Source organism: Methylobacterium tarhaniae (genome assembly GCF_001043955.1).
Taxonomy (GTDB): domain Bacteria; phylum Pseudomonadota; class Alphaproteobacteria; order Rhizobiales; family Beijerinckiaceae; genus Methylobacterium; species Methylobacterium tarhaniae.
This window is the reverse complement of the sequence record NZ_LABZ01000125.1, coordinates 29,135-47,804: the sequence shown is the minus strand read 5'-3', so window position 1 is coordinate 47,804 and position 18,670 is coordinate 29,135. Positions and strand designations below refer to the sequence as shown.

Below are 18,670 nucleotides of genomic sequence, written 5' to 3'. Positions count from 1 at the left end.
GGGAGGGGGCGTCGGGGGACGGGCATGGGATCTTTTCTCCCACGGCAGAACGCTCGCAAGAAGGGTGGTGCGCATCGCCGCTCCCCGCGGGCGGGGAGAGGGCCCCGGCGACTTCATGGTCGATGGAGCGAGGCGGTAGCGGAGGGTGAGAGGGTGTTTCCGGAGAGGCCTCTTCCTGAGACACCCCCTCTCCCCGCCCGCCGGGAGAGGTGAAACCCGCGCTTTCTTCGGCTGCGTCGCTCTCGCCGGACGTTGCGGAGGTTTTCTCCTCTCCACCCCCGAACACCTTCTCGACCATCGCCCGCACGTCCTCGGCCGAGATCGCGCCGCCGGTTCCCGGCACGCCGCCGGGGGTGTTCCAGTCATAGGCGTATTCCCGCGCCTCGCTGACGAAGTCGCGGATCGCCGGGTCGACCGACCACATCCGGCGCAACGCCGCGTTGCGCAGGGCCCGCGGCACGCCGGCGCGCAGGAACGGCGCGAGGTCGGTCGCAGCGGTGAGCGCCTCGAGGGAGGGAAGCTGCGCCAGCTCCTCCGGGCTCAGGGACGTGTCGTCCTCGGCGGGCGCAACACCCGGCGACGCCGCATCCGGCGGCGGCGCAGGGGGTTCCGCGGGCCGGCGCGCCTCGTCGCGCTTGCGCCGCGACCAGCGGGCGAGGAAGCCGTCGCTCACGGCTCCTCCGGCCGGCGCCGCGCGCCGGCTCCCGGGTGATGCGCCCCTTGCCGCGCCAGGGCTTCCGGATCGGCCCGGTCGCGCTTGCGCTTGTGGAAGACCCGCTCGACGTGGAACGCCCGGTAGAAGGCGCCGACCTCGTCCCGGATCTCGGGCGGCATCGGCACGGCTTCGACGATCTCGCCGATGCCCTCCGCCAGCGACTCGCCCTCGTAGGGGTCGGCCGTCACGGTCGCGACCGCGTAGGTCTCGGGGGCCGTCTCCCGCAAGGCCACCCAGAGCGAGGGCTGGGCCGCCGCGAGGTTGTCGCCGTAATGCGCCGTCTCGGCCGGGTGCAGCTCGACCTCGTAGGTGCCGGCGTAGAAGGTCTCCTCGTCGTCCGAGGCCGAGAGGCGGGTCCAGGGCGCGGTGCTGGGCTGTCCCGGCAGCACCGCCACGGGAAGCCAGGCATGGCTCGCCCACGGGCCCTTCAGCCGGCGCTTGGCGACGACGACCCCGACGGGGATCAGCGTGGTGCTCATCGGGCGTCTCCTGGCGAGACAACGGGGAGGCCGGCGATCAGGTTCTGCGGCTTCATCGTCACGGTCCGGTCCGGGGTCATGGCGAGCAGCAGGTAGACCGGCCGGTCGCCGACGCGCGGATCGGCCCGGTCGGGATCGAGGATCGTGAGCCGGAACAGGGCGACGACCCGCTCGGCCGCGGCAGGCTCGACCGGCTCGCCGCGCCACAGGGCGTTGCCGATCCGCGTGCCCTCCGCGTCGAGGCCGACGAACCAGCGCCAGTCCGGATCCTCGATCGCGGGGAGCGGTTCGACCGCGACCTCGACCGCCAGCAGGTGGCGCAGGAAGGCTTGGATCGCCTGCGCCAGCCCCTCGCGGCTCCTCGGGTCGGAGCCGAGGTTGAGCGCCATGCTGAAGGCGTCGGACCGGCTCCAATAGGTCCAGGCATTCTCGGCGGTCAGGACGTCGAGCTCGGAGACCGGTTCGCGCCCGAGCATCGCCACGAGCGGCGAGGGGCGGCTCGCGCCCTGCGCCTCGTCGATCAGTTCGGCATCGGCCAGCAGCAGCGACCCGTCGGCGACGGAGGCGCGCTGCGACCGGAAGAACAGCTCGGCGGCGCGCAAGGTGTAGGGGTCGTCGCAGCCGTCCAGCGCATTGCGCAGGATCAGGTGGACGAGTTGGTTGAGGAAGAGCGGCGGCGTGCCGGCCGCCCCCCGCCGCACGAGGTCGAGATAGGCCGCCTCGACGGAGCGGGCGGCGAGCAGCCGGTCGCGGAAGGCGAGGATCATCTGCCAGTTCTCGCGCGCATCGGCGTCGGCGAGGGCGGCCACCTCCGCGGGTGCCACCGGACGGCGCGGCTCGCGCAGCAGGGCGGCGTGCAAAGCCCGCTCGGCATCGCAGGCCTCCTCAGGCGGAAGCAGCTCGGGGCGGGCGAGATAGGCCAGCAGCAACTCGTCGGTGACGACGAGCCCGCCGCCCGCGTCGCGCCGGGTGAGGTGGTGGCCGCTCGAGACCCAGAATTCAGGCATGACGGGCTTTCAGAGCCGGATTGGGGAGGATGCCGCGCCGAGGGTGAGCGACCGGATGGGGTGAAGTCCAGTCAACCGGGTCGAGCAGGTCGTCATCGCGGATTGCCGTCCGGACTTCGGTCGAGCAGGCCGGCGAGGTCGACCCGCTCCTCGGGCTCGTCGTCGGTCTCGTAGAAGTCGAAGGCACGGGCATAGGCGTGGCGCCGGTCGGCCCCGGGGACGGCGCCCTCCCGCGGGCGCAGCGCCCGGAAGCGCTCGCGGATCTCGCCGTCCTCCAGCGTGCGGTGCAGGGCCAGGACGGTGCCGACCGGCGGGCCGCAGAGCGATTCCGCCACGGCGATCTCCTCGCGGGCCGCCGCCAGGGCGCTCGCCCGGTCGGGCGCGCCGAGGCGGACCTGGAACTGGGCGGCCAGCGCCGCGGTCGCGGCCTCGCGCTCGGCCTCGCTCGCCTCGCTCACCACGACCAGGGTCGAGAAGCCGAAGGACGCGATGCCGAGGAAGCCGGCCCGGAACGCCGCCCGCTCCTTGCCCGTGAGGGCCGCCGGATCCTCGTCCAGGAACAGGAAGCTGCCGGTCACCGCCCATTCGCCGGGCGGGGCGGCGTGCGGGAAGACCAGGGTGTCGGAGGGGTCGAGCCGCAGGGTGCGGGGGAGCTTCAGGCTCACAGGCGCGGGCCTCCCCGGACCGGATCGAACCAGCCGGCGCCGTCGAGGCGGAGCGTCGCGGGATCCGCATCGAGATAGTCCCGCGCCCGCAGGAGCGCGGCGGCGGGCCCGTCCTCGGCCCAGAGCGAGAGGCCGCGCAGCAGGTGGCGGGCGAAGCTCTCGACCAGTGCGTCGGCGCCGGCCTCGAAGCCCTCCTCCTCCAGCGAGGTCGAGTCGGGCGTGTGGCCGGGATCACCCGCCTCGCGCTTCGAGGCGATCAGCATGGCGGAGAAGACGAGCCAGTCCGGCACCGCCTCCTCGGCGCAGGCCTGGGCCCAAGCCAGGCGTCCGCCGCCGAGGCGGGCGCGGTCGAAGAACAGGGTGCCGGCCGCATCCAGGGTCACCGGCTTGTCGGGCGGGGCGTGGCTGCCGACCGCCTCCGCGAGCGCCGTGAGGCCGACGACGCCGACGCGTCGCGACAGGGATAACGGCTCCTCGGGCGCCAGCACCACGGCGACCTCCAGGGTACCGGGCCGCGCGCCGACCACCAGGGTGCCGGCGGCCTCGTCGTCGCCCTCGGCGAGCCGGCAGGCCCGGTCATGCGCCGTCCCGGCGGCGGCCGGGAGGCGCAGCGGCCGGAAGGCCGGGGGGAGCATCAGGCCGGGGGGATCCACGAACGTCATGAGGGGGATGGCGTTGCCTGCGCGCACGTGTCGGGTCGTTCTTTTTAACGGCTCGTATATAGCGCTGGAGCAGTGAACAAGGGGCATGACGCCCCAGGGGGCGGCGACCGGCAGGACCGGGGCCGCGCCTCGATCGGAGACGTGCGTGGTGTCGGATCGGATCGTGATCGCCTGTTCCTGCGAGGGCAGCATGCCCCTCGACGCGGCGGCGATCGGCAAGGCCTGCGGCGGGCGATTGGAGACGGGCGACCAGCTCTGCGGCCGCGAGCTGGAGCGGGTGCGGGCCGCGATGGCCTCGGGCCTCCCGGTCACCGTCTCCTGCACCCTCAAGGCGCCGCTCTTCCGCGAGGTGGCGGAGGAGCTGGGCACGGAGGACCGGGTCGCCTTCGCCAATATCCGCGAGACGGCCGGCTGGTCGGCGGAAGGGCGCCGGGCGGGCCCGAAGATGGCGGCTTTGCTGGCCGCCGCCGCCGAGCCGATGCCGACGCCTGCGAGCGTGAGCTTCGAGAGCCGGGGCGTCGCCCTGGTCTATGGCCGCGACGAGGTCGCGATCGAGGCCGGAATGCGGCTCTCCGACCATCTCGACGTCACCGTGCTGCTCTCCCGGCCCGGCGAGGTGGCGCCGCCGCGCTCCGGCGAGATCCCGGTGCTGAAGGGCACCGTGCGGGCGGCGACCGGCCATCTCGGCGCCTTTTCCCTCCGGGTCGACGACACCGCCCTGCCGCTGCCCTCCTCACGCCGGACCCTGGATTTCGGGCCGTCCCGGGACGGGGCGACCTCGACCTGCGACATCGTGATCGACCTCACCGGCGGCGTGCCGCTCTTCCCGGCCCACGACCTGCGCAGCGGCTACCTGCGGGCCGACCCACGCGACCCGGCCGCCGTGGAGCGGGTGCTGTTCGAGGCCTCCCACCTCGTCGGCACCTTCGACAAGACCCGCTTCGTCGATTTTCACGCCGAGCTCTGCGCCCATTCGCGCTCGCGCATCACCGGCTGCACCCGCTGCCTCGACGTCTGCCCGACCGGCGCCATCGCGCCCGCCGGCGACTACGTCGCCATCGATCCGCATGTCTGCGCCGGCTGCGGCTCCTGCGCCTCCGTCTGCCCGACCGGGGCGGCGGCCTATGCCCTGCCGCCCGCCGACGCGCTGATGCGGCGCCTGCGCACCCTGCTCTCCGCCTTCCACAAGGCGGGAGGCACGGCCCCGGTGCTGCTGGTCCACGACGAGGCGCACGGCGCCCCCCTGATCGACGCGCTGGCGCGCTTCGGCGACGGGTTGCCGGCCGACGTGCTGCCGTTCCCCGTCAACGAGGTGACGCAGGTCGGTCCCGAGACGATCGCGGCGGCCTTCGCCTACGGTGCGGGCGCGGTGCGCCTCCTCGGCCGGGCGAAGCCGAAGCACGACGTCGCCGCGCTGATCCGCAACGCCGCCCGCCTCGACGCGGTGGCGCAGGCCCTCGGCTACGGGCCGGAAGCGGGCGGCAGCGTGGTCTCGCTGATCGAGACCGACGATCCGGACGCCCTGGGCGAGGCCCTCGCGGGCAGTGCCCGCGGCACGCCGGCGCCGATGCCGTCGGGCTTCAGGCCGGACGGCGACGTGCGGGGCGTCCTGCGCTTCGCGGTCTCGGAGATGCACCAGGCCGCGCCGCAGCCCGTGGAGCGGGTGCCGCTCGATGCCGGCGCCCCCTTCGGCGGGCTCGCCTTCGAGACCGAGGCCTGCACGCTCTGCCACGCCTGCGTCGGCGCCTGCCCGACGGGAGCGCTGGCCGACGATCCGGACCGCCCGCGCCTGACCTTCGCGGAGAGCGCCTGCGTGCAATGCGGCCTGTGCGCCGCGACCTGCCCGGAGGACGTGATCGGCCTCGTGCCGCAGCTCGACTTCGCCGCCTGGGCGGCGCCCCGCCGGGTCCTCAAGGAGGAGGAGCCGTTCGACTGCATCGCCTGCGGCAAGCCCTTCGGCACCCGCAGCACCATCGAGCGGGTGATCGGCCGCCTGCGCGACCGCCACTGGATGTTCGCCGGGCAAGCCGGCGAGCAGCGGATCAAGGCCCTGATGATGTGCGATACCTGCCGGGTCTCGCACGTCCTCACCGAGGGCTTCGATCCCCATGCGGCGGAGGAGAACCGGCCGCGTACCTCGGAGGATTACATCCGGGCGCGGCAGGGCTGAGCCTCACCGCGTCGCCCGCTCCAGGAACCGCACCAGGGCCGCCCGGTCCTCCGCCGCACCGATCGTCTGCTCCGGCATCTTGGTGCCGGGGGTGAGGCGGGCGGGGCCGATCTCGAACAGGCGGGCGACGGTCTCCGGCGTCCACACGATGTCGAGCCGCCGGAAGGCCGGGGAATAGGGGTAGTCCGGCACCGCCGCGATGCGGCGGCCGAAGATGCCGTGCAGCGTCGGCCCGGCGCGGTTGCCGCCGTCGGGGGTCAGGGTGTGGCAGGCCTCGCAGGCACGAAACACCGCCGCACCCCGGTCGCCCGCGAAGCCCGCCAGCGCATCCGCCGGGCGGGTCATGGCGAGCGGCCCGATCGGCTCGCCGGCAGCGAGATCCCAGCGCCGCACCAGCCGGTCGCCGCCGCCGGTGACGAGTTCGCCGGCGCCGCGGAAGGCCAGCGACCAGACCGGCAGGCCGGGCCCGACCAGGGTGAGCACCACCCGCGCCTGCGCCCGGTCGACGACCGCCACCGCGCCGCCGACCGTGGCGGCGGCGATCCGGCGTCCGTCCGGCGAGAGCGCCAGGGCCACGACGGGCCGGGGGCCGACCTCGAGGCGCGCGCGAAGGCTGCCGTCCGGCCGCAGCAGGTGCAGGGTGCCGTCGGCGCCGGCCGCCGCGATCTCGCCGTCGGGGGCGGCCGCCACGGCATTGACCGGCGTTTCGAGCTGGACCGTGACCGCCGGCCCGCTCTCCGGCCAGATCCGGACCGTCGCGTCGTAGCCCGCGGTGACGAGGCGCCCGTCGGGCAGGAAGGCGACGCCGTTGACGTTGCCCTGGTGGCCCTCCCGGACCAGGGCGGGGCCGCCGTCGAGGGGCGTGATCCGGGCGGTGCCGTCCCAGGACGACGACGCGATCCGCCGCCCGCCCGGCGCCACCGCGAGGCCGGAGACCGGGCCGGCATGGGTCGCGACGATCCGCTCCGGCTCAGGGCTGTCGCGCCAGAGGGCGATCCGCCCGTCCTCGCCCGCGGTGAGGAGCCCGCCATCGGGCAGGAACGCCACCGCGTTCACCGCGCCGTCATGGGCCCGCATCACCCGCAAAGCCGCCCCGTCCTCCACCGACCACAGGATCGCCGAGGCGTCGAAGCTGCCGGAGAGCGCCCGGCTCCCGTCCGCCGTCACGGCGAGCGCCCGCACCGGGCCGCCATGGCCGCGCATCGGCGCCTCGGCCCGGGCCGTGACGGCGAGGAGGCAAGCGAGGGCGGAGAGGGCGAGGCGGAAAGGGACGGGCATGCACGGGTCCGGACCGGGGCGTGACGGGTCTACGCGCCGGGGGCCGGCGCCGGGAAGGTGCCCGAACGCCACGGCCCCGGGCACCTTGACAGAATATGCAATGTTATATTGTTACAAACCAGGAGGTGCCCATCCATGCCCGAACACCGGCTCGACGCTCGCCCCAGCGATTCCCGCCTGCCCGTCACGGTCCTGTCCGGCTTCCTCGGCGCGGGGAAGACGACCTTGCTCAACCACGTCCTGGCCAACCGCGAGGGACGGCGGGTCGCCGTCATCGTCAACGACATGAGCGAGGTGAACATCGACGCCGACCTCGTGCGGGCCGGCGAGGCCGGCCTGTCGCGCACCGAAGAGCGCCTGGTCGAGCTGACCAACGGCTGCATCTGCTGCACCCTGCGCGACGACCTGATGCGGGAGGTGCGCCGCCTCGCCGAGGAGGGCCGCTTCGACGCCCTGCTGATCGAGAGCACCGGCATCTCCGAGCCGCTGCCCGTCGCCAGCACCTTCTCGTTCCGCGACGAGGACGGGCAGTCCCTGTCCGACATCGCCCGCCTCGACGCGATGGTGACGGTGGTCGACGCGGTGAACCTGCTGCGCGACTACGGCTCGCACGATGTCCTGCGCGACCGCGGCGAGACGGCCGGCGAGGAGGATACGCGCACCCTGGTCGACCTCCTGGTCGAGCAGATCGAGTTCGCCGACGTCGTGGTGATCAACAAGGCCGGCGACGTCTCGCCCGAGCAGCGGGACCTCGTGCGCAAGGTCGTGCGCGGCCTCAACGGCGACGCCCGGATCGTCGAGGCCGGGTTCGGCCGGGTGTCCCTCGGCACCGTCCTGGAGACCGGCCTGTTCAGCGAGGAGAAGGCCCAGACCCACCCGCTCTGGTTCAAGGAATTGTACGGCGCCGCCGAGCACGTGCCGGAGACCGAGGAATACGGCATCAGGTCCTTCGTCTACCGGGCCCGCCGCCCGTTCCACCCGGCGCTGTTCGACGCCTTCACCAAGGCGACCTGGCCGGGGCTGATCCGGGCCAAGGGCCATTTCTGGCTCGCGACCCGTCCGGACTGGGTCGGAGAACTCTCGCTCGCCGGCGCGGCGGCGCGGGTGACGCCGCTCGGCCGCTGGTGGGCCGCGGTGCCGCGCTCGCGCTGGCCCGATCATCCCGAATCGCGGGACATGCTCGCGCGGCACTGGAGCGACGCATGGGGCGACCGGCGCCAGGAACTGGTGTTCATCGGCACCGGGCTCGACGAGGCGGCGATCCGGCATGCCCTCGACGCGTGCCTCGTCGGCGCGGAGACCGGGCCCGCGGCGGCGGACCGGGCCCTGCCCGATCCGTTCCCGGCCTGGGGTGCGAGCGCGGCCTGAGCCGGCCGTGTTCCCGAGCCTCAAGACCCTGCGCGCCCGGGCGCGGGAGCAGGCCCCCGGGCGCCAGGCCCTGGCCGCCCGGGCTCGCCGGGTCCTCGCACTCGCGGAGGAGGACGTGCTCTCGGTCAACGAGATCGCCTGCGCCGATCCCGGCTGCCCGGACATCGAGACCGTGATCCTGCTGATGCGGGCTCGCCTTCCGACCCGGGCGCTCACGATCGGCAAGCCGGTCGAGGCGGTGACCGATGCCGACATCGTGGCGGCGGATGAGGGCGCCGATCCGTAGCGCCTCGCACGCCCGTCACCGCCGCGCCGGCGCGCTGCCGTTCCGGATCCGCGGCGCCTCGCCGGCCGGCACGGCCAGCCAGGCCCGGCGCTGCGCGATCAGCGCCCGCAGCCGCGCGCGGCGGGCGTTGGGACCGAAGCAGTCGCAGGCATCGACGCCGAACGGCTCGCATTCGAGCAGGGCCGCCACGACCGTGAGGAGCATGACGAGCGCGAGGGCGGCGAGGGGCCAGGCGAAGCCGAGGCCGACCAGGGCCGCGATGGCGAGCTTGCCGGCGAGCGAGCCCACGAGCTTGGCCTTCACCAGAACGAGGAACGCGGCGCCTCCGCCCGCGCCGCCGCGCACCAGGCGGATGACGCGCCGGCGGAAGCGGTGCCGCGCGGCGAGCGCCTCGAGGCGGCGCAGCTGACGCGCGACCCGCGCGACGTCCGCCCGGGACGGGCCGGGCGCGAGATCGACGAGGGCTTCCGGCATTCCCGACTCCCGAGGCCGGCGGAGCGACGTATCGTCGGGCCTTGAGGCCGAAGCTTGCCAGATTCGTCGGGGGACGCGAACCCTCGCCGGGCGCCCCGTGCACGGCGCGGCCTTCCGCGACATTTTCTCCGGCGGGTTCTCCGCCCGGCCGCGAAACCTTGATCCCGGCCGGCGCTTGCCGCATCGGCTCACCCTTCGCCCCGGGACCAGGACAGCCGCATGGCCTCGCCCCTCCACCCCGGCGCCCGCCGGTGACGCCGCGGGCGTCCACGACCGCGCTGATGCCCGTCGCCGAGGCGGTGGCGGCACTCGCCGCCCTCGCGCGCCCGGTCGCGCCCGTATCGGTGAGCCCGGCCGGGGCCGTGGGCGCCGTGGCGGCCCGGGACGTCGCGGTCGAGGCGGGCCGGCCGGAGGCGCGGATCGCCCTCCGCGACGGCTGGGCGGTGAGGGCGTCGGAGAGCACCGGCGCCTCGCCCTACGGCCCGGTGCGCCTCGGGGGCGCGCCACCCTGGGTCGAGGCCGGCGCAGCCCTTCCCCCCGGCACCGATGCGCTGCTGCCGCCCGAGGCGATCGGCCCCGACCCGCGGGAGATCGAGGCCGAAGCCGCCGCCGGGGAGGGGACGCGCGCACCCGGCACCGAGCTGCCGCCCGGCACCCGGCTCGTCGCCGCGGGCGAGCGGGTGAGCGCGCTCCACGGCCTCGCCCTGGCGGCGGCGGGCCTCGGCCAGGTCTCGGTCCGCCGTCCGCACCTGCGGCTCCTCGCCGCCGGACCCGACACCCTGTCGCCGGTCCTGCGCGCCTGGATCGCCGCCCGGGGCGGCACCGCCGAGACGATCGCGCGCCCGGCGGAAGCCGACGACCTCGCCGCCGCCCTCCAGGCGCCGGGCGCCGACGCGGTGGTGGTGATCGGCGGCACCGGATCCGGGCGGCGGGACGCCGCCGCCGCGGCGCTCGCGCAAGCCGGGCGGCTCCACGCCCACGGCATCGCCCTGCGGCCCGGCGAGAGCGCCGGCTTCGGCGAGGCGGCGGGGCGGCCGGTGCTGCTGCTGCCGGGCCGGCCGGATGCGGCGCTCGCCGCCTGGCTCGCCCTCGGCAATCCGCTGCTCGCCGCCCTCGCCGGGGCCGCGCCGGAGGCGTCGCCGACCCTTCCGCTGACCCGCAAGGTCGCGTCCGTCATCGGACTGACCGAACTGGTGTTCCTGCGCCGCGTCCCGGCCGGCGCCGCCCCCCTCGGCGGGAACGAGATCCCGCTCCACCGCCTGGCCGGGGCGGATGCCGCCCTGCTGGTGCCGCCGGCGCATGAGGGCTATCCCGCCGGCACTCCCGTCGAGGTGCTGCTCCTTTGACCGCTTCCCCCGCCGACGCCTTCCTCACGCGCCTCGCCGCCGCCTCCCGCCAGGAGCAGTTCCTGGCGGTGGTGAGCCGGGACGAGGCGATGGCGCGCTGGCGCGAGGCCGTGCCGCACGCGCCGCTGCCGGCCGAGACCGTGCCGCTGCACGAGGCCCTGGGCCGGGTGCTCGCCGCCGACATCGCCTCGCCGATCGACGTGCCGCCCTTCGACCGCGCCCTGGTGGACGGCTTCGCCGTGCGCAGCGCCGACACCGAGGGGGCGAGCGAGACCGAACCGCGCCGCCTCGTCCTGAATGCCGAGATCCTGGCCTGCGGGGTCGCGCCGGCGCTCGCCGTCGGCCCCGGCACCGCGACGCCGATCGCCACCGGCGGCGTGCTGCCCCGCGGCGCCGACGCCGTGGTGATGGTCGAGGCGACGGAGTTCGAGGACGGGCCGGAGCCGGCGATCGCGTTGGGCCAGCCCGCCGGCCCGGGCCGGTTCGTCGGCTATGCGGGCGCCGACATGGCCCGGGGCGAGACGGTGCTGCGCCGCGGCACCCCGGTCACCGCCCGGGAGATCGGCATGCTGGCGGCCTGCGGCCTCGCCGAGGTGTCCGTCGTGCGCCGGCCGCGCGTCGCGGTGCTCTCCACCGGCGACGAGCTGGTGGCGCCGGGCCGGCCCCTGGCCCCGGCCCGCCTCTACGATTCGAACGGCGCCATCGTGGCGGCGAGCGTCGCCGAGAATGGCGGCGTCGCGGTTCCGGGCGGGATCGTGCCGGACGACGAGGCGGCGCTGGACGCGGCCCTGCGCGCCGCCCTCGCGACGGCCGACCTCGTGGTCCTGTCGGGCGGGACCTCGAAGGGGGCGGGGGACGTCTCGCACCGCATCCTGTCGCGGCTGGCGGAGCCCGGCATCCTGGTCCACGGCGTGGCGTTGAAGCCCGGCAAGCCGCTCTGCCTCGCGCGTGCCGGCACCGTGCCGGTGGTGGTGCTGCCGGGCTTCCCGACATCCGCGATGTTCACCTTCCACGAATTCGTGGTGCCGCTGATCCGGGCGCAGGCGGGCCTGCCCGCCCGGGAGGAGGAGAGCGTGGAGGCGCGCCTGCCGCAGCGCCTGCCTTCCGAGCTCGGCCGCACCGAATACGTGATGGCGGCGCTCTCCCGCGGGGCGGAGGGGCTGGTCGCCCTGCCCCTCGCCAAGGGCTCGGGCGCCGTCACCGCCTTCTCGCAGGCCGACGGGTTCTTCGCGGTGCCGGCGAACCGGTCCGGGATCGAGGCCGGCGAGACCGTGCGCGTGTCCCGGATCGGCCGGGCGGCGCGCCCGCCGGACCTGATGATCGTCGGCAGCCACTGCCTCGGCCTCGACCGGCTGGTCGGGCACCTCGCGGGCCGCGGCGTCTCGGCCCGCACCCTCTGGGTCGGCTCCGCCGGGGGCCTAGCGGCCTTGCGGCGGGGCGAGTGCGACCTCGCCGCCATGCACCTCCTCGATCCCGAGACCGGGCGCTACAACGCGCCCTATCTCACCCCCGGCCTCGCCCTGGCTCCCGGATGGCGCCGGCTGCAGGGCGTGGTGTTCCGGGCCGGCGATCCCCGCTTCGAGGGCCTGCCGGCGCGGGACGCGGTGGCGCGGACCCTCGCCGACGAGGCGGCCGTGATGGTCAACCGCAACACCGGGGCCGGGACGCGGGCCCTGGTCGAGGGATTGCTGAACGGGGCCCGTCCGCCCGGCTACTGGAACCAGCCGCGCTCGCACAACGCCGTCGCGGCGGCGGTCGCTCAAGGTCGGGCGGATTGGGGGGTGGCGATCGCCACGGTGGCGAAGGATTACGGCCTCGGCTTCCTGCCGCTGACCGGGGAGCATTACGATTTCGCCTACCGGGAGGAGCGCCGCGGCGAGCCGGCGCTGGCGGCCTTCCTGGCTCTCCTGGACGATCCGGCCCTGGCCGCCGACCTCGCCGGCCTCGGCTTCACGCGGGCGGGAGGTTAGCGATGCGGGTCATCGGCCTCGCCGGCTGGTCCGGTGCCGGCAAGACGACTCTCCTCGTCCGGCTGATCCCGACCTTGCGCGCCCGGGGGCTGCGCGTGGCGACGCTCAAGCACGCCCACCACGCCTTCGACGTCGACCAGCCCGGCAAGGATTCCTTTCGTCACCGCGAGGCCGGCGCCTGCGAGGTGATCGTCTCGTCGCGCCGGCGCTTCGTGCAGATCCGCGAGGTCGAGGAGGAGGCGCGCCTGCCGGACCTGCTGCGCCGGCTCGGGCCCTGCGACCTCGCGGTGATCGAGGGCTTCAAGCGCGAGGCGCATCCGAAGCTGGAGGTCTACCGCCACGCCAACGGCCGCCCGCCGCTCCACCCGGACGATCCCCGCATCGTCGCGGTGGCGAGCGACCATCCGTTCCCGGAGGCCGGCCGGCCGGTCGTGCCTCTCGACGCGGTGGAGGAGGTCGCCGATATCGTGCTGGCGCGGTCGGCGCCCCTCGCAGCGGTCCTGGAGGCGCTGGACCCTCGAGAGGCTGGAACTCCAAGAGGCTGGAACTCATGGCGCAGCTGACTGACGACTGCTTCGCCTTCGGCGGCCCGCTGCTCTCGGTCGAGGAGGCCGGCGCCCTCATCGGGGAGCGGCTGCCGGTGCTCGCCGGAATCGAGACGGTCTCCCTCGGCGAGGCCGACGGGCGGATCGCCGCCGCGGATGTGCGCGCCGGCCTCGACCTGCCGCCCTTCGACAACTCCGCCGTCGACGGCTACGCCGTGCGCTACGCCGACCTCTCGCCGGGCGCGGAGACCGTGCTGCCGGTGCGCGGGCGCCTGCCCGCCGGCGCCGCGCCGGACGCCGCGGCCTTGGCCGGCTCCGCGATGCGGATCTTCACCGGCGCGCCGATGCCGCCCGGGGCCGATACGGTGTTCATGCAGGAGGATGTGCGCCGCGCGGGCGAGGCCGTCGCGCTGCCCGCCGGCCTCAAGCCCGGCGCCAACCGGCGCCTAGCCGGGGAGGACGTCGCCCGCGGCAGCATCGTCGTTCCGGCCGGCCGCCGCCTGACCCCGCCGGACCTGGCGCTCGCCGCGGCCACCGGCCATGCCCGGCTCCCGGTGCGCCGCCGCCTGCGGGTCGCGGTGTTCTCCACCGGCGACGAGCTGGCCGAGCCGGGCGCCGCCCTGCGGCCGGGCGCGATCCACGATTCGAACCGGGTCCTCCTCTGCGCGCTGCTGCGCCGCCTCGGGGCGGAGGTGAGCGACCTCGGCATCCTGCGCGACGATCCCACCCTCCTGCCGGAGCGCCTGCGGGCCGCCGCCTCCGGGCACGACCTGATCCTCACCTCGGGCGGCGTCTCGACCGGCGAGGAGGATCACGTCAAGGCGGCGGTGGAGGCGATCGGCCGGCTGGTCTTCTGGCGCCTGGCGATCAAGCCGGGCCGTCCCGTCGCGATGGGGCTGATCGGCGACACCGCCTTCGTCGGCCTGCCGGGCAATCCCGTCGCGGTCTACGTCACGCTCCTGTTCGTGGTCCGCCCGCTGCTGGCCCGCCTCGGCGGCGCCCTGCCCGATGCGCCGGCGAGCCAGCCCGCCCGCGCCGCCTTCCGCTACCGCAAGAAGGCCGGCCGGCGGGAATATGTCCGCGTCTCCCTGCGGCGGGGGGCCGACGGAGGGGTGGAGGCGGTGAAGTTCCCCCGCGACGGCGCCGGGATCCTGTCCTCGCTCACCGGCAGCGACGGGCTCGCCGAGTTGCCGGAGGCGACGACCGGGGTGGAGGAGGGAGACCCGGTGGAGGTCTTCCTGCACCCGCTGCTGTGGTGAGCGAGGCCCCCCGGAGGCTCGACAAGGCGACGTGAACCGGGGTGAACCGAAACGCCGTCCACGTCCGGGACCGCCCGGGACGCCGCCTCAAGGCACCGCCATGGCCTCGCTCAGCATCCGCCTCGACCTCGGCCCCGGGATCCGGGTTGGCCCCGGAAAGATCCGCCTCCTCGAGGCCATCGCCGAGCACGGCTCGATCTCGGCGGCCGGGCGGGCGCTCGGAATGTCCTATCGCCGCGCCTGGATGCTGGTCGACGAGCTGAACCGGTCCTTCGCCGAGCCGGTGGTCGAGGGGCAGGTCGGCGGGCGCAGCGGCGGCGGCGCCCGCGTCACGCCGTTCGGCGGGCGCCTGGTCGCCTGCTACCGCGCCATCGAGCGCGACGCGGCCGCGGCGGCGGCCCGGCACCTCTCCGGCCTCGAAGGCGCCGTCGCGGCCTCCTGACCGGCCGGCCTCAGCCTTCCGCGACCTGATCCAGGTAGGCGCCGTAGCCCTCGTCCTCCATCCGGTCGCGGGGGACGAAGCGCAGCGAGGCGGAGTTGATGCAGTAGCGCAGGCCGCCCCGGTCGCGCGGCCCGTCCGGGAAGACGTGGCCGAGATGGCTGTCGCCGTGCTTCGAGCGGACCTCGGTACGGATCATCCCGTGGGTGGTGTCGCGCAGCTCCGTCACGTGCGCCGGCTCGATCGGCTTCGTGAAGCTCGGCCAGCCGCAGCCGGACTCGTACTTGTCGGAGGAGGCGAACAGGGGCTCGCCCGACACGATGTCGACGTAGATCCCCGGCTGCTTGTTCTCCAGGTACTCGCCGGTCCCGGGCCGCTCCGTGCCGTTCTGCTGCGTGACGCGGTACTGCTCGGGGGTGAGCCTGGCGATGACGGCGGCATCCTTGGTGTAGGTCGGCATCCGGTAGTCTCCGAGGACATCTCGTTGGTGAAAGCCCCATATGGGCCCGCTCGCGGTGCAGGCGAAGGGCGGAGCCGCGATCGTCCCGGGACCCATGGCGCCCGGCAGCGCCTCCAGGTGACGTCGTTCGGTGAGGACATCTGGTGACGGCATGCGGACCGGGACGTCGCCTCGCCGGCCCTTCCGTCGGTCTCGGGATCGACAGTAAGATCTTGACGCGAGCCGCGGGAGCGCAACCTCTGCGAGCCTCGCCCGTCCCGGCCCCATGACCCCGCGATCGAACCTCGTCCCGCCGCATGCCTGAGAGCACAGCCCCCGCATCTCCACCCTTCCTGGCCGGAGGCGGGCGGATGGGCGCGATGATGCGCGCCCACGACTGGTCGGGCTCGCCCCTCGGGTGGCCGGAGACCTGGCCGGCCTGCCTGGGCGCGACCTTGAGCCTGATGCTTGGCTCGCGCTTCCCGATGTTCGTGGCCTTCGGGCCCGAGCTCGGCTTCCTCTACAACGACGCCTATGCGGAGATCCTCGGCGACAAGCACCCCGCCGCCCTCGGCCGGCGCTTCCGCGACATCTGGTCGGAGATCTGGCCGGACGTCGCGCCGCTCGTCGACCGGGCGCTCTCCGGCGAGCCGACTTGGTCGGAGGACATGCCGCTCCTGATGCGCCGGCACGGCTACGACGAGCCGACCTGGTTCACCTTCTCCTACTCCCCCTTGCGGGACGAGGCGGCCCGGGTCGTCGGCATGTTCTGCACCTGCACCGAGACGACCGGACGCGTCGTCGCCGAGACCGGCCTGCGCGAGGCGGAGGCGCGCCTGCGGGCCGTGACCGACCACCTGCCGGGCGGCTACGTGTTCCAGATCGCCACCCCTCGGGACGGGGCCGGCCGGCGCTTCGTCACCGTCTCGCAGGGCTTCGAGCGCGTGACCGGGGTGCCGGCCGAGGCGGTGCTGGCCGATCCCGCCGCCGCCTACGACCTGATCCTGCCCGAGCACCGGGCGCGGATCGCCGAGGCGGAAGCGGAGGCGATCCGGACCCTCTCCCATTTCGACGTCGAGGTGCCGATGCGCCGCCCCGACGGCGGCCTCGTCCAGACCCGCATCATCTCGGCGCCGCGCCTCGTCGACGACCAGGTGATCTGGGACGGGCTCCACCTCGACGACACGGCGCGCCGGCAGGCCGAGGACCGCCTGCGCGAGAGCGAGGCGCGGCTGCGGCTGGCCACCGAGGCCGCCGAGATCGGGCTGTGGGACGTCGACGTCGTCGCCGGGACCCTGTACTGGCCGGCGCGCGTCAAGGCGATGTTCGGCATCTCGCCCGAGGTGCCGGTCTCGATGGCCGACTACTACGCGGGGCTCCACCCGGAGGACCGGGAGGCGACCGTGGCGGCCTATCACGCCGCCACGGATCCCGCCCGACGCGCCGTGTACGACGTGGAGTACCGGACGGTCGGCAAGGAGGACGGGCAGGTCCGCTGGGTCGCCGCCAAGGGCCGCGGCCTGTTCGAGGGCGGGGCCTGCATCCGCGTGGTCGGCACCGCCATCGACATCACGGCCCGCAAGCGGGCCGAGGCGGCGCTGCGCGACAGCGAGGAGCAGTTCCGCATCCTGTCGCAGGTCCTGCCCAACTTCGTCTGGTCCACCGACGCGCGGGGGCGCGCGACCTGGTTCAACGAGCGGGTCTACGCCTATACGAATGCGTCCCCAGGCGGCCTCGATGCCGAGGGCTGGCAGGCGATCATCCATCCCGACGACCGGGCGCGCGTGGCGGCGGTGTGGCGGGAGGCGGTCGAGGACCGCACCGGCTACCAGTGCGAGTACCGCCTGCGGCGCGCCGACGGAACCTATCGCTGGTTCCTGGCCCGGGCGCAGCCGGTCCTGTCGGGCGTCGGCGCGGTGACCCGCTGGGTCGGCACCAGCACCGATATCGACGACCAGAAGCGGATGATGGCCGAGCTGGTGCGCTTCAACGAGACGCTCGAGCAGCGGGTCGCGGAGCGCACGGCCGAGCACGACCGGGTCTGGCGCAACTCCCGCGACCTGCTGGTGGTGGTCGGGGGCGACGGCATCTTCCGCGCGGTCAACCCGGCCTGGGAGGAGATCCTCGGCCACGATCCCGCCGAGGTGGTGGGGCGCAGCTTCCTCGACTTCCTCTGGCCGGACGATGCCGAGGCGACGACGACCGCGCTCGCCGCCGCCGTCGCGGCCCGCCACCTCACCAATTTCGAGAACCGCTACATCCACCGGGACGGCACCCCGCGCTGGCTGTCCTGGCACACCTCGGTCGAGGGCGGCCTCGTCTTCGCCAGCGGCCGCGACGTCACCGCCGAGAAGGCCCAGGCCGCCGCCCTGGCCCAGGCCGAGGAGGCCTTGCGCCAGTCGCAGAAGCTGGAGGCGGTGGGCCAGCTCACCGGCGGCGTCGCCCACGACTTCAACAACCTGCTCACCATCATCCGTTCCTCGGTCGATTTCCTGCGCCGGCCGGACCTGCCCGAGGCCCGGCGGAGCCGCTACCTCACGGCGGTCTCCGAAACGGTGGACCGGGCCGCCAAGCTGACCTCGCAGCTCCTCGCCTTCGCCCGCCGCCAGGCCCTCAAGCCCGAGACCCTCGATGTCGGCGCCCGCCTGCGCGTCGTGGCCGACCTCATCGACACCGTGACGGGCGCCCGGATCACGGTGGCGACCGAGGTGCCGGACCATCCCTGCTTCGTGCGGGTGGATGCGAGCCAGTTCGAGACGGCGCTCGTCAACATGGCGGTCAATGCCCGCGACGCGATGGCGGGCGAAGGCACCCTGACCTTGCGCCTCGCCTGCGGCGTCGACCTGCCGCCGATCCGGGGCCATGCCGGGGCGGCGGGGCCGTTCGCGGCGGTCTCGCTGCACGATACCGGTACCGGCATCCCGCCCGAATTGCTGTCGCGGGTCTTCGAGCCGTTCTTCACCACCAAGGAGGTCGGGCGCGGCACGGGCCTGGGGCTCAGCCAGGTCTTCGGCTTCGCCAAGCAATCGGGCGGCGACGTCGCGGTCGAGAGCGTGCCGGGGCGGGGCACGACCTTCACGCTCTACCTGCCCGAGGTCGAGGCCGAGTTCGCCGCGGGGGAGGGGCCCCAGGCCGATCCCGAGCAGGTCGATCCCGGCGGCGTCGGCCAGCGGGTGCTGGTGGTCGAGGACAATCTCGAGGTCGGGCGCTTCGCGACCCAGATCCTGGAGGATCTCGGCTACGCCACGACCTGGGCGGTGAACGCCGAGGACGCCCTCGCCAAGCTCGGGCCCGACGGCGCCGGCTTCGACGTGGTGTTCTCCGACGTCGTCATGCCGGGCATGGGCGGGATCGCGTTCGCCCGGCTCCTCGCCCGGCGCCTGCCGCACCTGCCGGTGGTGCTCGCCTCCGGCTACAGCCACGTGCTCGCCGAGGAAAGCTCGGCCGGCTTCGAGCTCCTGCAGAAGCCCTATTCGGCCGAGCAGGTCTCGCGCATCCTGCGCAAGGTCACGCGGCGCAGGCCGCGGCGGAAGGCACTGGCGTGATGGAATACCGTAGCATCTTCGCC

17 protein-coding genes are annotated in these 18,670 nt (G+C 74.7%); 9 read left to right on the top strand and 8 right to left on the bottom strand.

Features of this window, described 5'->3' with window-relative positions; all coding sequences use genetic code 11:
- The 5 genes from VQ03_RS32025 to VQ03_RS17915 form a co-directional block, all read right to left on the bottom strand.
- Positions 1–673 (bottom strand): DUF3306 domain-containing protein (locus tag VQ03_RS32025; RefSeq protein WP_083468070.1); only part of this gene is annotated, 673 nt, incomplete at its 3' end.
- A complete protein-coding gene (locus tag VQ03_RS17930; RefSeq protein ID WP_048452254.1) occupies positions 670–1,194 on the bottom strand; it encodes a DUF3305 domain-containing protein in 525 nt (174 codons plus the stop codon). The genes VQ03_RS32025 and VQ03_RS17930, both read right to left, overlap by 4 nt.
- Positions 1,191–2,201: a DUF6352 family protein gene (locus VQ03_RS17925; protein ID WP_048452253.1), complete on the bottom strand. Its 1,011-nt coding sequence runs from the start codon at positions 2,199–2,201 to the stop codon at positions 1,191–1,193. The genes VQ03_RS17930 and VQ03_RS17925 overlap by 4 nt, the downstream gene beginning before the upstream one ends.
- A gap of 92 nt (positions 2,202–2,293) precedes the next feature.
- Complete coding sequence (locus VQ03_RS17920; protein WP_048452252.1) at positions 2,294–2,866, bottom strand: DUF6505 family protein; 573 nt, start codon at positions 2,864–2,866, stop codon at positions 2,294–2,296.
- Positions 2,863–3,501: a biotin/lipoate--protein ligase family protein gene (locus tag VQ03_RS17915; RefSeq protein WP_245292117.1), complete on the bottom strand. Its 639-nt coding sequence runs from the start codon at positions 3,499–3,501 to the stop codon at positions 2,863–2,865. The genes VQ03_RS17920 and VQ03_RS17915 overlap by 4 nt, the downstream gene beginning before the upstream one ends.
- Before the next feature lie 217 nt (positions 3,502–3,718).
- Here VQ03_RS17915 and VQ03_RS17910 point away from each other — a divergent pair, with 217 nt between their 5' ends.
- Positions 3,719–5,698 (top strand): 4Fe-4S binding protein, encoded by a 1,980-nt coding sequence (locus VQ03_RS17910; protein WP_048452260.1) that lies wholly within the window; start codon positions 3,719–3,721, stop codon positions 5,696–5,698.
- Positions 5,699–5,701: 3 nt separating this feature from the next.
- Here the strand turns inward: VQ03_RS17910 and VQ03_RS17905 are convergent, their stop codons facing one another.
- Positions 5,702–6,976, bottom strand: coding sequence for a hypothetical protein (locus tag VQ03_RS17905; protein WP_048452251.1), 1,275 nt, complete (start codon positions 6,974–6,976; stop codon positions 5,702–5,704).
- 135 nt (positions 6,977–7,111) lie between these two features.
- Here VQ03_RS17905 and VQ03_RS17900 point away from each other — a divergent pair, with 135 nt between their 5' ends.
- Both VQ03_RS17900 and VQ03_RS17895 read left to right on the top strand, forming a co-directional pair.
- Positions 7,112–8,344 (top strand): GTP-binding protein, encoded by a 1,233-nt coding sequence (locus VQ03_RS17900; protein ID WP_048452250.1) that lies wholly within the window; start codon positions 7,112–7,114, stop codon positions 8,342–8,344.
- A gap of 7 nt (positions 8,345–8,351) precedes the next feature.
- Positions 8,352–8,630, top strand: a complete 279-nt coding sequence (locus VQ03_RS17895) for a hypothetical protein (protein ID WP_083468069.1) — start codon at positions 8,352–8,354, stop codon at positions 8,628–8,630.
- A 15-nt stretch (positions 8,631–8,645) separates the two neighbouring features.
- On the opposite strand, the gene VQ03_RS17890 is transcribed toward VQ03_RS17895, so the two are convergent.
- On the bottom strand, positions 8,646–9,104 hold the full coding sequence (locus VQ03_RS17890) for a hypothetical protein (protein ID WP_245292116.1): 459 nt from the start codon (positions 9,102–9,104) through the stop codon (positions 8,646–8,648).
- A 281-nt stretch (positions 9,105–9,385) separates the two neighbouring features.
- Here VQ03_RS17890 and VQ03_RS17885 point away from each other — a divergent pair, with 281 nt between their 5' ends.
- The 5 genes from VQ03_RS17885 to VQ03_RS17865 all read left to right on the top strand — a co-directional run bounded on the left by VQ03_RS17885 (position 9,386) and on the right by VQ03_RS17865 (position 14,666).
- Positions 9,386–10,450 (top strand): molybdopterin-binding protein, encoded by a 1,065-nt coding sequence (locus VQ03_RS17885; protein WP_048452249.1) that lies wholly within the window; start codon positions 9,386–9,388, stop codon positions 10,448–10,450.
- Positions 10,447–12,420 (top strand): molybdopterin biosynthesis protein, encoded by a 1,974-nt coding sequence (locus tag VQ03_RS17880; RefSeq protein WP_048452248.1) that lies wholly within the window; start codon positions 10,447–10,449, stop codon positions 12,418–12,420. Before VQ03_RS17885 ends, VQ03_RS17880 begins: the two co-directional genes overlap by 4 nt.
- 2 nt (positions 12,421–12,422) lie before the next feature.
- A complete protein-coding gene (mobB, locus tag VQ03_RS17875) occupies positions 12,423–12,983 on the top strand; it encodes a molybdopterin-guanine dinucleotide biosynthesis protein B (protein ID WP_048452247.1) in 561 nt (186 codons plus the stop codon).
- Complete coding sequence (locus tag VQ03_RS17870; RefSeq protein ID WP_048452246.1) at positions 12,971–14,224, top strand: molybdopterin molybdotransferase MoeA; 1,254 nt, start codon at positions 12,971–12,973, stop codon at positions 14,222–14,224. Before mobB ends, VQ03_RS17870 begins: the two co-directional genes overlap by 13 nt.
- A 100-nt stretch (positions 14,225–14,324) precedes the next feature.
- Positions 14,325–14,666, top strand: a complete 342-nt coding sequence (locus tag VQ03_RS17865; protein ID WP_048452245.1) for a winged helix-turn-helix domain-containing protein — start codon at positions 14,325–14,327, stop codon at positions 14,664–14,666.
- A 10-nt stretch (positions 14,667–14,676) separates the two neighbouring features.
- Here VQ03_RS17865 and msrB read toward each other — a convergent pair whose 3' ends face one another.
- Positions 14,677–15,123, bottom strand: coding sequence for a peptide-methionine (R)-S-oxide reductase MsrB (gene msrB, locus VQ03_RS17860; RefSeq protein WP_048452244.1), 447 nt, complete (start codon positions 15,121–15,123; stop codon positions 14,677–14,679).
- Positions 15,124–15,473: 350 nt separating this feature from the next.
- Here msrB and VQ03_RS17855 point away from each other — a divergent pair, with 350 nt between their 5' ends.
- Positions 15,474–18,647 (top strand): PAS domain-containing protein, encoded by a 3,174-nt coding sequence (locus VQ03_RS17855; RefSeq protein WP_157064147.1) that lies wholly within the window; start codon positions 15,474–15,476, stop codon positions 18,645–18,647.
- Positions 18,648–18,670: the final 23 nt, after the last annotated feature.

Coding starts and splice junctions, on each gene's coding strand:
- VQ03_RS17930 (WP_048452254.1), bottom strand. CDS start 1,194: ATGAGCACCACGCTGATCCCCGTCGGGGTCGTCGTCGCCAAGCGCCGG.
- VQ03_RS17925 (WP_048452253.1), bottom strand. CDS start 2,201: ATGCCTGAATTCTGGGTCTCGAGCGGCCACCACCTCACCCGGCGCGAC.
- VQ03_RS17915 (WP_245292117.1), bottom strand. CDS start 3,501: ATGCTCCCCCCGGCCTTCCGGCCGCTGCGCCTCCCGGCCGCCGCCGGG.
- VQ03_RS17910 (WP_048452260.1), top strand. CDS start 3,719: ATGCCCCTCGACGCGGCGGCGATCGGCAAGGCCTGCGGCGGGCGATTG.
- VQ03_RS17905 (WP_048452251.1), bottom strand. CDS start 6,976: ATGCCCGTCCCTTTCCGCCTCGCCCTCTCCGCCCTCGCTTGCCTCCTC.
- VQ03_RS17900 (WP_048452250.1), top strand. CDS start 7,112: ATGCCCGAACACCGGCTCGACGCTCGCCCCAGCGATTCCCGCCTGCCC.
- VQ03_RS17890 (WP_245292116.1), bottom strand. CDS start 9,104: ATGCCGGAAGCCCTCGTCGATCTCGCGCCCGGCCCGTCCCGGGCGGAC.
- VQ03_RS17885 (WP_048452249.1), top strand. CDS start 9,386: ATGCCCGTCGCCGAGGCGGTGGCGGCACTCGCCGCCCTCGCGCGCCCG.
- mobB (WP_048452247.1), top strand. CDS start 12,423: ATGCGGGTCATCGGCCTCGCCGGCTGGTCCGGTGCCGGCAAGACGACT.
- VQ03_RS17870 (WP_048452246.1), top strand. CDS start 12,971: ATGGCGCAGCTGACTGACGACTGCTTCGCCTTCGGCGGCCCGCTGCTC.
- VQ03_RS17865 (WP_048452245.1), top strand. CDS start 14,325: ATGGCCTCGCTCAGCATCCGCCTCGACCTCGGCCCCGGGATCCGGGTT.
- msrB (WP_048452244.1), bottom strand. CDS start 15,123: ATGCCGACCTACACCAAGGATGCCGCCGTCATCGCCAGGCTCACCCCC.
- VQ03_RS17855 (WP_157064147.1), top strand. CDS start 15,474: ATGGGCGCGATGATGCGCGCCCACGACTGGTCGGGCTCGCCCCTCGGG.